Genomic DNA, 11,593 nt, shown 5'->3' on the forward strand with positions numbered 1-11,593 from the left:
GGCAGGCATGGCAGTGCGTGGCGGGCGTGGCAGGCGTCGGGCAGTGCGTGGCGGGCGTGGCGGGCGTGGCGGGCATCTTGGCAGTGCCTGGCAGGCTGGGGGGGGTGCTTCGGCAGGCGTGGCAGGCGTGGCGGGGCGTTTTGGCAGTGCGTGGCGGGATGTCCTGGCAGGCGGCTGGCAGTCTGACAGGCCGGGCGGGGGCGGTTTGGCAGCGTGTGCCAGGCGGGGGCAGGCGTGGCAGGCGTGGCAGGCGTGGCAGGCGTCGGGCAGTGCCTGCCCGTGCGGGCTGTCTGGCAGGCGGGGCGGGGCGCTTTGGCAGGCGCCTGGCAGTGCGTGGCAGGCGGGGCGGGACGTCTTGGCAGTGCGTGGCAGGCGGGCGGACGTTTTGGCGGTGCTGGCAGGGCGGGCAGGGCGCTTTGGCAGGCGTTGTGGCAGTGCGTGGCAGGTGGTGTGGCAGTGGGTTGTCAGGCCGGGCGTGGGCGCTTCGGCAGGCTGCCTCGGCCCCGTACCACCGAGGCCACCGCCCCTGCCACGCCCGCCGCGCAGCCGATACCCACCAGCCACCACGATGCCGTCGTCAGGGCGTGGGTGAGGGCGTCATAGCCCGCGCCCGCCGCCGGGCGGGAGAAGCCGGAGGGGATGCGGCCGAGGGTCTCGTCGCGGCCCGCCATCAGGGTCAGGCGCAGGGCGACACCCGCCAGTGCGACGCCGAAGGCCAGCAGGGAGAGGGCGCGGAGTCTGCGGTGCGCGAGCGCGATCGAGGCCGCGCCGAGGACGAAGGCGGCGACGGCGGGCCACGGCCCCGCCGTCTCGAAGGCGTGGAAGACCTTGCGAGCCGTGCCCAGTTCACGGGACTCGACGAAGGTGAGCGACGTGTCCGTGTCCGGGATGCGGTCCGCGTACGGGACGTGGTTGTCGATCAGCTGCTGCTTGACCTGCTTGGTGACCGGGCCCAGGTCGATACGGATGTCCTTGCCCGACTCGCGGTCGCTCAGCGCTTCGAGCACCGCCTTGTGCGCGCCCCGCGCCGCCGCGTCCCACGCGTCGCGGAACGCGGGCGAGCCCGTGAAGGAGACCGCCGCCTCCCGTACGAACTCCCGCGCCTGGTCCTGGAGCGCGCCGAGGTCGACCTGCCGCATGACCCCGTCCGTCACCGCGTCGGCGACCGCCTCGCGCACGTCCCTGTCCGAGGCGAGCGGCGAGACGGAGTCCACGAAGGTGTCCGTGTCCCCGATCTCGTACTTCGCCCACACGGAGAGCGCCCCGGCGGGCACGCACACACAGGCCACCACGGCGAGCACCACCGCGAGCACGGCCCGCACCACGTACCCCGCACCGCGCCCGCGCCCCCGCGCCTCGCCCTCCGCCACCGCGCCGCCTCCCGCAAGCCCTCGTGAATCCGTACGTCGCGCACCGCCCGTATCCGTCCGCACCGCGTCCGTACGTCGTGCACATCCCGCATCTACCCAGGCAACGCGCCCCCGCACGCGTGCGCCAGTCCCACGGGCGTACGGGTGAGAAGCGGGGACACGACGGGGACAGGGCGGGGACACGTCCCCGCTCGGGCTAATGGGCATATCGGTCGATTGCCGCATGATCTGCTGCCGGGGTCGTTCACCGCCCCTCAACCGACCCTGACGGGATGCCCCCATGCGCCACCGTCTTGCCGGTACGACCACGAAAACCCTCGTGGCGAGAGATCACGTGGCGAGAGTCCACGTCATGACGGCCCTCGCCGTCCTCGCCGTGCTGTGCCTCGCGGCGCCGAGCGCCACGGGCGCGAGCCCGTCGCCCGAAGGCTCCCCGGGGACCGGTTCCCTCACCCTCGTCGAGCATGTCGTCAACGGGCCCGGCGGTACGGCGCGCCCGGACGAGTGGACGGTGGCCGCGCGCGGGCCCGTGGAGATCGAGGGGGCCGGCGGTGCGCCCGAGGTGACCGGGGCGCGTGTCCCGGCGGGCGCTTACCGGCTCACCGAGTACGGCGGCCACCCCGGGTACGCGTCCACGCTGTGGCACTGCGCGGGCCGCGCGGGCCCGCTGCCGACCGGGGACGGACGTGTCACGGTGGCGGCGGGCGACGAGGTGCGGTGCGCGGTGACGAACAGGCCGGTCGCGGCGGGCGCGGGTGCGGAGACCGGTACGGGCGCGGGGCTGCCCGGACCCGGGGGGAGCCGTGCGCCCGCACCCGCGCCCGGGCCCGTGCGCGGGGCGGGCCACGCGGTGGGTCAGCTCGCCGGTGCCGGAGGAGTCGTGCCGCCGGGGGCGGGGCTCTTCCTCGCCGTGGTCTCCGGGGCGCTGTGCGCCGTCGGCTTCGGCTTCCTGCTCGTACGCAGGCGGCTGCGGGGACGAGAGCCGGGGTGATCGCGGGGCGGTGTCCGGGGCGGGTGATCGGGGCGGTGATCCGGGAGTCGGGGTGATCCCCTAGGGGTGTCCCTTACATGCGAGTTGTCCCCCCTGGGGCCCTCAACGCGCGAGGCCGGCCAAGCGTTCCCAGACTCCCGCCCCGCTCCGTGCTGGCCTGCTCCCCCGTCCGCCCGCTCCGGCCTCCCCGTCCCCCGCCTCCCCCGCTCCTCCGACGCCTCCCCGCCCCTCCGACCTCCCCCGTACCCTCCCCGCTCCGACCTCCCTGCTTGCCCGCCCCCCTGCTCCGGCCCGCCCCCCCGCTCCGGCCCGGCCCCCCCGCTCCGCTCCGCCCCCACCCCTCGCTCCCCCCGCCCCCTCACAGGTGCGCGTCCGTCGGGACCTCGCGTGTGTAGAAGTGGTAGAAGGCCATGATGAACGCGCTCGCCGCGAGGATCAGGCCGAGGAAGACCGACCACATGATGCTCGGGTTCGACAGGCTGTGCAGGTAGCCGATCGAGCCGCCCCAGAAGACCGCCCACACGACCGCCCGGCGCATGCGCGGGATCGCCGGGGTGATCTGCCGCAGCGCGAGGTACACGAGGCCGAAGACGATGCCCGCGACGAAACCGTAGAGGACGTTGTAACCGGTCACCTTGTGCTCGTGGCGCGTCGTCACCGAGGCCCAGAGCCCGTAGCCGGCCGCGAGCCAGAAGACGTTGCTCGCCGTGATCGCGGTGATCCTGCGGCCCCTGTGCTGGTGCGGGGCCCTGGCCGGCGGCTTGGGGGCGGTGGCGGTGGCGGCATGGGCCATGACTGTCTCCTTCGGTCCCCTTTGCGATGCTTTCTTCCAAGAGTCCTCTTCTGGTGCGGTGCGGCAACCGGAGTCCGTCCTCTTCCGGTGCGGTGCGGCAACCGGAGTCCGCTCCCGTGGCGGCCCCCATCTGCCCGTGTTTGGGTGGACGGGTGAGTCCTCGCCCGGTGCCGCGCTCCGTCACGTCCCGCATGTGGGGCGGGGAGCCGCTGCGGGTGCGCGGGCACCGCGTCGCCTGGCTCGTGCCCACCGTGCTGCTCGTGCTGGTCGTCGGCCTGGACTGGAACACCGGCGGCGGCTTCCGCATGATCACGTGGATCATCGTCGTGCCCGGCATCGCCGCCGCGCTGTGCGGCGTGTGGACGACCGCGCTCTTCGCCGTGCTCTCCTGCGCCGCGTACGTGCTCATGAATCTCGCCTGGTCCGCGCAGTACCGCACCGGCTGGCCGGATTTCGTCCTCGTCGTGGGCGGCGGTGCCGTCGCCGTCGCCTCCTGCGCGCTGCGACTGCGCGCCGGGCGGTACGTGGGCCACCTCCAGGACATCGCCGAGGCGACCCGTTCCACCGTGCTGCGCCCGCTGCCCGCGCACTGGGCGGGCATGGAACAGGCCGCGATCTACCTCGCCGCCGACACGATCGCGCGCGTCGGCGGCGACTTCTACGACATCCAGCCGAGCCGGTACGGCACCCGGGTGATCCTCGGCGACGTCCAGGGCAAGGGCCTCAACGCCGTCACGGCCGCCGCCGCCGTCCTCGGCAGCTTCCGCGAGTGGGGCTACCACTCCGCCGATCTCGCCGTCGTCGCCGCCGGTATGGAGACCCGGATGCGCCGCTACCAGGCGTACAGCACCGTCATGGGCCTGGCGGGCGAGGAGGACCGCTTCGCGACCGCCGCGCTCATCGGCTTCCCGCCGTTCACCGACGCCGACCCGCTCGACCAGGCGGCCCAGGCCGACCCGGCGAACTTCCCCGTCCCCACCCCGTACGAGATCGAGCTGGTCGATTTCGGCCATGAGGTGCCGCTCGCCGTGAGCCCGCGCGGAGTGCGCGAGATCCCGACCGAGCCCGTGCTCCCGCTCGGGCTCAGCGGCCTCCTGAGCACCCCCTTCGCCGTGCAGCGCCTCCGCGTCGCCGCCGACGAGACGCTGCTGCTCGTGACCGACGGCGTGACCGAGGCGCGCGACCGCGCGGGCGAGTTCTTCCCGCTCGCGGAGCGGATCGGCGGGCGCGTCGCCGCCGATCCGGGGCTCACTCAGCCGCTCAGGCTCGTCGAGCTGGTACGGGACGAAGTGCTGCGGTACACGAGGGGGCGGCTCACCGACGACACCACGATCCTCGCCGTGCGCCGCGGCGCCGGCCGCGAGGGACCGCGCGACCCGCCCCGCGCCCCCCCGGGCGCCCCGCCCCCGTGACCCACCGAGCGCCCCGCCCCCGTGACCCACCGGGCGCCCGCGACCCGCCGACCCCAACCCGCCCTGCCCGGCCAACCCGCCCTGCCCGTACCGGTGCCCGCACGCGTCCCCGCTCCGGGAACCCCCGCCGGCACCTCCGAACGCCCGCGGACCGAACGCCCGCGGACCCAGTGAAGGGAGTTCCCCTCATGGCAGACACGATGAAGGCAGTCCAGTACCGCACCGTCGGTGCGGCGCCCGAGGTCGTCGAGATCGAGAAGCCCGAGCCGAAGCCCGGCGAGATCCGGCTCAAGGTCACGGCGGCAGGTGTCTGCCACTCCGACATCGCCGTCATGAGCTGGTCTGCCGAGGAACTGCCGTTCCCACTGCCACTCACCCTCGGCCACGAGGGCGCGGGCCTCGTCGACAAGCTCGGCGAGGGCGTGCGCAACGTCGCCGTCGGCGAGTCCGTCGCGGTGTACGGGCCCTGGGGCTGCGGGCGCTGCTCCAAGTGCCAGCAGGGCAAGGAGAACTACTGCCTCGAAGCGGCCCGCCTCGGCATCTACCCGCCGGGACTCGGCAACCCCGGCGCGATCGCCGAGTACATGATCGTCGACGACGCCAGGCACCTCCTGCCACTCGGCGACCTCGACCCTGTCAGGACCGTGCCACTCACCGACGCCGGCCTCACCCCGTACCACGCCATCAAGCGCTCGCTGCCCAAGCTCGTACCCGGCTCGACCGCCGTCGTCTTCGGCACGGGCGGACTCGGCCACGTCGGCATCCAGCTCCTGCGCGCCCTGACCCCCGCCCGCGTCATCGCGCTCGACGTCAACGACGAGAAGCTGCGCCTCGCCAAGGAGGTCGGCGCGCACGAGGCCGTGCTCTCCGACGAGAACGCCGTCGAGAACGTCCGCAGGCTCACGCCCGGCGGCCGCGGCGCCGAAGCCGTCTTCGACTTCGTCGGTGTCCCGCCCACCGTCAAGGCGTCCGGCGCCTGCGCCATGATTGAGGGCGACGTCACGATCGTCGGCATCGGCGGCGGGAGCCTGGAGGTCGGCTTCGGGCTCCAGGCGTACGAGACCGTCGTCACCTCGCCGTACTGGGGCAGCCGCTCCGAGATGGGCGAGACCTTCGACCTCGCGCGCGCGGGCGCCGTGGACGTCCACATCGAGACGTACACGATCGACGAGGCCCCCCGGGCGTACGAGCGGCTGCACGAAGGGAAGGTCCAGGGGCGCGCGGTCATCCTGCCGAACGGCTGAGCGCGGACGGTCCCGCCGAACGGCTGAGCGCGGACGGTCCCGCCGAACGGCTGGGCGGACCGTCGGACCGCATGGACACGCGCACCGTCCCGCCGCAGGCAGGCCGTCCCGCCGCACGGCTCGCCGCGGGGCGTGCCGCGGAACCGCTGGGTGCGGAACCGCTGGGTGCGGGACCGCCGCCGCGACGCCCGCGCGGAGCGCCGTCGCGTGGACAGTCGTAGAGTCGCGGAAACCCCGCGGGGTCCGGCAGCGCGCCGGGCCCCGCACCCCGCTCCGTGTGCCCCGAGGAAAGGAGCCCGAGGAACCGATGGGCGAACCCCCGCGAGCCAAGGCCGCGCACCCCCCGGCGGTGACCGCGTGATCGCCGTCGTCCAGCTCCTCGTCGCCGCCCTCCTCACCCTCGCCTGCGCGCTCTTCGTCGCCGCCGAGTTCTCCCTCACGACCGTCGAACGCTCCGACCTGGAGCGCTCCGTCGACGCGGGCGAACGCGGCGCGGAAGGCGCGCTCGCCGCGGTGCGCTCCCTCACCTTCCAGCTCTCCGGCGCCCAGCTCGGCATCACCGTGACGTCCCTCGTCATCGGGATGCTCGCCGAACCGGCCGTCACCGAACTCCTCCACGGCCCGCTCGCCGCGCTCGGCCTGCCGCGCGGGGCGACGTCGACGATCGGCTCCATCCTCGGCGTCGGGCTCTCCACCGTCGTCCTCATGGTCGTCGGCGAACTCGTCCCGAAGAACTGGGCGATCTCCCGGCCCGTCCCCGTCGCCCGCGCCGTCGCGGGCCCGCACCGCCGCTTCTCCGCCTTCTTCGGCTTCTTCATCCACGGCCTCAACGCCACGGCGAACTTCTTCGTACGCCGCATCGGTCTCGAACCCACCGAGGAACTCGCCTCCGTACGCGGCCCCGAGGAACTCGTCGCGCTCGCACGGCACTCGGCGGCCGAAGGAGCCCTCGAACCGGACTCGGCCGAGCTGTTCATCCGTACCCTGCACCTCAACGACCTCACCGCGGAGAACGTCATGACGCCCCGCGTCGAAGTCCAGGCACTCGCCGCCGAGGCGAGCGCGCTCGACGCCGCGAACCTCGCCCACGCCACCGGGCTCTCCCGCTTCCCCGTCTACCGCGAGCACCTGGACGACGTCATCGGCACGGTCCACATCCGCGACGTCCTCGCGCTCGAACCGGCCACCCGCTCCCGCACCCGCGTCACCGACCTCGCCACGCCGCCGCTCCTCGTCCCCGACTCGCTCCCCGCCGACACGCTCCTGGCCCGTATGCGCGCCGCCCGCACGATGGGCGTCGTCATCGACGAGTACGGCGGCACCGCGGGCGTCGTCACGGTCGAGGACATCGTCGAGGAGGTCGTCGGCGAAGTACGCGACGAGCACGACCCCGAGGAGACCGAGGACCTCGTCCCCGGGCCGCCGACCGCCGAGGGCCGCGAGACGTGGGAGGCGGACGGTTCGCTCCGCCTCGACCAGCTCCGCCTCATCGGGCTGCGCGCCCCCGAAGGCCCCTACGAGACCGTCGCTGGACTCCTCGCCGCGCGCCTCGGCCGCATCCCCGAAGCGGGGGACACCGTGGAGCTGGGCGAGCTGGACGCGGGCGCGCGGGGCTGGGCGTTCACGGTGCTCGCCGTGGAACACCACAGGGCCGAGCGCGTGCGGCTCGTGAAGCCCGCGGACGACGAACCCGCCCACGTCGACGAGGCCGCCCGATGACCGCCGTCCAGCTGCTCGTCGGGCTGCTCACGCTCTTCACCAACGCCTTCTTCGTCGGCGGCGAGTTCTCGCTCATCTCCGTGCGCCGCAGCCAGATCGAGCCGCTCGCGCAGGCCGGGGACAAGCGCGCCGCCGGCACCCTCAAGGCACTCGAACACATCTCCGCGATGCTCGCGACCGCGCAACTCGGCATCACCGTCTCGTCGTTGGTGCTCGGCGCCGTCGCCGAGCCCGCGATGGCGCACCTGCTGGAGCCGGTCTTCGAAGCGGTCAGCATCCCGCACGGCCTCGTGCACCCCCTCTCCTTCGCGATCGCGCTGACCCTCGCCACGTACCTCCACATGCTCATCGGCGAGATGGTCCCCAAGAACATCGCGCTCGCCGAACCCGTGCGCACCGCGCTGCTCCTCGGCCCGCCGCTCGTCGCGCTCACCCGCGTGCTCAAGCCCCTCGTGTTCGGCATCAACAGCCTCGCCAACCACCTCCTGCGGCTCCTGCGCGTCGAGCCGAAGGACGAGGTGGAGTCCGTCTTCACCGACGACCAGCTGGCCCGGATGGTCGAGGACTCCAGCGAGGCCGGGCTCCTGAGCGCCGACGACCGCGACCGGCTGCGCGACGCCCTCGAACTCGGCACCCGCCCCGTCGGCGAGATCATCAAGCCCGGCGCGACGCTCGTCACGGTCGACAGCAGCGTGACCCCCGCACGCCTCGAACGCGTCGCCGCAGAATCCGGCTTCTCGCGGCTGCCCGTGACCGGTGAGGGCGGCGCGCTCCTCGGCTACCTCCACATCAAGGACACACTCGGCGTCACCGAGCGGGACAAGCCATTTCCGCGCACCGCCTACCACCCGCTCACCCGCGTCCGCATCGACACCCCGCTCGACGACACGCTCACCGCGCTGCGCACCGACGACAGCCACCTCGCGGCCGTGACGGGCGAGGAGGGCCGGGTACGCGGCTTCGTGACGATGGAGGACGTGCTGACGGAACTGGTGGGCCCGGCGGCGGAGGGCTGAGCGGCCCGGGGCAGGGCGCCGCAGGACCGGCCGCGGCGTTCCCGTACCGACTCTGTGAGGGCCCTGAGAAGGCCCTACGAGAAGGACGCGGCCGAAAACGGACGCATCGCCTCCAGGGTGGGACAAGCCACATCCGGCGGGCTTGTGCCCACGGCGGTGAGGGTGACTACGCTGCCGCTGATGCCTTCCACCGACATACTTCCCGCATTTCTGGTGAGACGCGTACCGACCCGTCGGCGTTCCATCGGGGAGGGATTGTGAGCGAGTCCGCGCGCGGACACGGACCAGAGGGCGGTACGGAGCCGTCCTCACCGACCGGCGCCAGGGAGCGCGTACCGCTGCCCCCGGAGAGCGGGACGGGGGGCGCGCGGCCGACGGGTACGGGCAGCGACACCCTCGTACTGAAGCGCGTCCAGGCGCCGGGGGAACCGGCGGCGAAACCCGCCGAGGCCGGTGCGAAGCCCGCCGCCAAACGCCGCGACCCCTTCTTCGACAACGCGAAGTACCTCGCGATCCTGCTCGTCGCGATGGGCCACGCCTGGGAACCGCTGCGCGGGGACAGCCGGGCCGCCTCCGCGCTCTACATCTTCGTCTACACCTTCCACATGCCGGCGTTCATCGTCATCTCCGGCTACATGTCCCGCAGTTTCGACATGCGCCCGGACCGGCTGCGCCGCCTCATCACGGGCGTCGCCGTCCCGTACGTGATCTTCGAAGTCGCGTACACGCTCCTGAAGCGCACGGCCGGCGGCGACCCGGACTACCCGTTCAGCCTGCTCGACCCCTGGTACCTGACCTGGTTCCTCATCGCGCTCTTCGTGTGGCGCCTGACCACGCCGATCTGGAAGGTCGTGCGCTGGCCCGTGCCGCTCGCGCTCGCGATCGCGATCCTCGCCGCGATCTCACCGGACATCGGCGACGACCTCGACATGCAGCGGGTCCTCCAGTTCCTGCCGTTCTTCGTCGTCGGCCTCAAACTCAAGCCCGAGCACTTCCAGCTCGTGCGCCGCCGCGAGGCCCGCATCCTGTCCCTGCCGGTGCTCGCGGGGGCGGCGGCCTTCGCGTACTGGGCGGTGCCGCGCATGAACTCCGCGTGGTTCTACCACCGCGACAGCGCGCAGGAACTCGGCGCGCCCGGCTGGGCGGGCGTCGTCATGACGCTCGCGCTCTTCGGCTGCTCGCTCGTGCTCACGGCGTGCTTCCTGGCGTGGGTGCCGCGCCGGCACATGTGGTTCACGGCACTCGGCGCCGGGACGCTCTACGGCTACCTGCTGCACGGCTTCCTCGCGAAGGGCTCGCGCTTCGGCGACTGGTACGCGGCCGACTGGCTCCACAGCCCGGCGGGCGAGATCGCGGTGACGCTCATCGCGGCGAGCGTCATCACGGTGCTGTGCACGCCGCTCGTGCAACGGCTCTTCAAGTTCGCGGTGGAGCCCGAGATGCGGTGGGCGTTCCGCAGGGACGTCGGGGAACTCGCCAAGCGGCGGTGACCTGGCGCCCGGGCGCCCGATGAGAGATTGTCGGAACCGAGACGAAAGGGTGGACGCGATGCCTCTGAGTGGTGCGTACGAACCGAGCCCCGCGGAATGGGTGCGGAACCAGGTCGCCGAGTACGAGGGCAGCGGCGGGACACGCGGCACGACGATGCGCGGTATGCCGGTCATCGTCCTGACGACGCTCGGCGCGAAGAGCGGCAAGATCCGCAAGACCCCGCTGATGCGGGTCGAGCACGAGGGCGAGTACGCGGTCGTCGCCTCCAAGGGCGGCGCCGACGAGCACCCCGTCTGGTACTACAACATCAAGAGCCACCCCGAGGTGGAACTCCAGGACGGCCCGGTCCGCAAGGACTACACGGCCCGCGAGGCCACGGGAGCCGAGAAGGCCGCGTGGTGGGACCGCGCCGTCGAGGCCTTCCCCGACTACGCCGACTACCAGAAGAAGACGGACCGCCCCATCCCGCTCTTCATCCTGACGCCGAAGGACTGACGCGGAACGACGCGGAACCGCCCGCCCCCTCAAGGGGGCGCGGGCGGTTCCGTCGTACGGGCGGAGAGGGCCCGCCCCCTCACAGCTCGCCGGTCTCCAGCACGAGGTCGAAGGGAGCCGGGAGGGGAAGAGGCGTACCGAAGGGGTGGGGGCCCTCGACGCGCGTGTAGCCGAGCGGGCCCGGTTCCGAGAACAGCGTGGTGCTGCGTTCCTGGCGGTCGACCAGGAGGTACAGGGGAGCGCCGTACTCGGCGTAGCGACGGCGCTTGACCACGCGGTCGGTCTCGGCGTTGGAGGGGGAGGTCACTTCGACGACGAGGAGGGTCTGGTCGGGCAGGAGGGAGTCAGCGCTCTTGGCGACGTCTCGTGGTACGACCGCGAGATCGGGGATGTACCAGTTGGCGGAGCCCGGCAGATCGACATCTCCCGACCCGACGCGGCAGTTGAGCTCCCGCACCTTGGCGTAGATCTGCTCGCGGATCTCGTCAGCGGCTGACGCGTGGGACCAAGTCGGAGACACCGGCGTGATGACCCCTTCGACAATCTCGGCGCGATCCCCCGCCACATGCTGGATGGCGTACTTGAGCGCCTGCTCCGCGTCGATGCCCCGACCGTAGTCGGACGTTGCCTCGCTCATGCCGCACCTTTCGCGGACGTTCTACCAGAGAGCGTCAGAGTAGTGCGAAACTACCCCTTTTCGTCTTGCGCGTCCCAGGCGTTGACGGGGACGGCTTCATCCCCCGCCGCCCAGCGCCGCGTCCCCCTCCATTCCCCGCTCCACCTGCCCCGGTACGTCCGCCAGCAGGTACAGGGACTCGTCGAAGACGGTCAGGACGACGACCACCATCACCGCGTGCGCGACCACGTATTCGATGAGGACCCCCGGCGCCACCTGCGCCTTCCGGTTGTCCTCGTGCGTGCCGATGGGGGCCGTCGCCGGGTGGTACGGGTTGCGGGCGAGGACCGCGAGGCCCCGTTCGAGGGTCTCCCTGCGGTCCGGTGAGAGCAGCGCGGCCGACTCGGCGCACTCCACCGTGTAGGTGACGCGGAATCCGTCCATGC

General features: G+C 72.7%; 11 protein-coding genes. 7 read left to right on the forward strand and 4 right to left on the reverse strand.

Annotated features, from left to right (window positions below; all coding sequences use genetic code 11):
- Positions 1–464 precede the first annotated feature (464 nt).
- Entirely contained in the window at positions 465–1,370 is a 906-nt protein-coding gene (locus tag ACQYWQ_RS15795) for a hypothetical protein (RefSeq protein ID WP_431035319.1), read from the reverse strand.
- A gap of 352 nt (positions 1,371–1,722) precedes the next feature.
- Here ACQYWQ_RS15795 and ACQYWQ_RS15800 point away from each other — a divergent pair, with 352 nt between their 5' ends.
- On the forward strand, positions 1,723–2,361 hold the full coding sequence (locus ACQYWQ_RS15800) for a hypothetical protein (RefSeq protein WP_431035320.1): 639 nt from the start codon (positions 1,723–1,725) through the stop codon (positions 2,359–2,361).
- A 358-nt stretch (positions 2,362–2,719) separates the two neighbouring features.
- On the opposite strand, the gene ACQYWQ_RS15805 is transcribed toward ACQYWQ_RS15800, so the two are convergent.
- Positions 2,720–3,154: a hypothetical protein gene (locus ACQYWQ_RS15805; protein WP_431035322.1), complete on the reverse strand. Its 435-nt coding sequence runs from the start codon at positions 3,152–3,154 to the stop codon at positions 2,720–2,722.
- 152 nt (positions 3,155–3,306) lie between these two features.
- Here ACQYWQ_RS15805 and ACQYWQ_RS15810 point away from each other — a divergent pair, with 152 nt between their 5' ends.
- From ACQYWQ_RS15810 to ACQYWQ_RS15835, 6 genes are all read left to right on the forward strand, one after another.
- Positions 3,307–4,566 (forward strand): PP2C family protein-serine/threonine phosphatase, encoded by a 1,260-nt coding sequence (locus ACQYWQ_RS15810; protein WP_431035324.1) that lies wholly within the window; start codon positions 3,307–3,309, stop codon positions 4,564–4,566.
- A gap of 200 nt (positions 4,567–4,766) precedes the next feature.
- Entirely contained in the window at positions 4,767–5,810 is a 1,044-nt protein-coding gene (locus ACQYWQ_RS15815) for an NAD(P)-dependent alcohol dehydrogenase (RefSeq protein ID WP_431039209.1), read from the forward strand.
- A gap of 357 nt (positions 5,811–6,167) precedes the next feature.
- Complete coding sequence (locus tag ACQYWQ_RS15820) at positions 6,168–7,529, forward strand: hemolysin family protein (protein ID WP_431035325.1); 1,362 nt, start codon at positions 6,168–6,170, stop codon at positions 7,527–7,529.
- Complete coding sequence (locus ACQYWQ_RS15825; RefSeq protein WP_431035327.1) at positions 7,526–8,545, forward strand: hemolysin family protein; 1,020 nt, start codon at positions 7,526–7,528, stop codon at positions 8,543–8,545. The genes ACQYWQ_RS15820 and ACQYWQ_RS15825 overlap by 4 nt, the downstream gene beginning before the upstream one ends.
- A 401-nt stretch (positions 8,546–8,946) precedes the next feature.
- Complete coding sequence (locus ACQYWQ_RS15830) at positions 8,947–10,035, forward strand: acyltransferase family protein (RefSeq protein ID WP_431039210.1); 1,089 nt, start codon at positions 8,947–8,949, stop codon at positions 10,033–10,035.
- 58 nt (positions 10,036–10,093) lie between these two features.
- Positions 10,094–10,531, forward strand: coding sequence for a nitroreductase family deazaflavin-dependent oxidoreductase (locus ACQYWQ_RS15835; RefSeq protein ID WP_431035328.1), 438 nt, complete (start codon positions 10,094–10,096; stop codon positions 10,529–10,531).
- A 79-nt stretch (positions 10,532–10,610) separates the two neighbouring features.
- On the opposite strand, the gene ACQYWQ_RS15840 is transcribed toward ACQYWQ_RS15835, so the two are convergent.
- Together ACQYWQ_RS15840 and ACQYWQ_RS15845 are read right to left on the reverse strand one after the other, a co-directional pair.
- Positions 10,611–11,168, reverse strand: a complete 558-nt coding sequence (locus ACQYWQ_RS15840; RefSeq protein WP_431035330.1) for a Uma2 family endonuclease — start codon at positions 11,166–11,168, stop codon at positions 10,611–10,613.
- Positions 11,169–11,264: 96 nt separating this feature from the next.
- Complete coding sequence (locus ACQYWQ_RS15845) at positions 11,265–11,591, reverse strand: hypothetical protein (RefSeq protein WP_007824284.1); 327 nt, start codon at positions 11,589–11,591, stop codon at positions 11,265–11,267.
- Between the last annotated feature and the right edge of the window lie 2 nt (positions 11,592–11,593).

The organism is Streptomyces sp. P6-2-1 (assembly GCF_050613165.1).
Taxonomy (GTDB): domain Bacteria; phylum Actinomycetota; class Actinomycetes; order Streptomycetales; family Streptomycetaceae; genus Streptomyces.

What these genes read in the sequence shown, in the direction of transcription:
- ACQYWQ_RS15800 (WP_431035320.1), top strand. Translation starts at nt 1,723, where the DNA reads ATGACGGCCCTCGCCGTCCTCGCCGTGCTGTGCCTCGCGGCGCCGAGC.
- ACQYWQ_RS15805 (WP_431035322.1), bottom strand. Translation starts at nt 3,154, where the DNA reads ATGGCCCATGCCGCCACCGCCACCGCCCCCAAGCCGCCGGCCAGGGCC.
- ACQYWQ_RS15815 (WP_431039209.1), top strand. Translation starts at nt 4,767, where the DNA reads ATGAAGGCAGTCCAGTACCGCACCGTCGGTGCGGCGCCCGAGGTCGTC.
- ACQYWQ_RS15825 (WP_431035327.1), top strand. Translation starts at nt 7,526, where the DNA reads ATGACCGCCGTCCAGCTGCTCGTCGGGCTGCTCACGCTCTTCACCAAC.
- ACQYWQ_RS15835 (WP_431035328.1), top strand. Translation starts at nt 10,094, where the DNA reads ATGCCTCTGAGTGGTGCGTACGAACCGAGCCCCGCGGAATGGGTGCGG.
- ACQYWQ_RS15840 (WP_431035330.1), bottom strand. Translation starts at nt 11,168, where the DNA reads ATGAGCGAGGCAACGTCCGACTACGGTCGGGGCATCGACGCGGAGCAG.
- ACQYWQ_RS15845 (WP_007824284.1), bottom strand. Translation starts at nt 11,591, where the DNA reads ATGGACGGATTCCGCGTCACCTACACGGTGGAGTGCGCCGAGTCGGCC.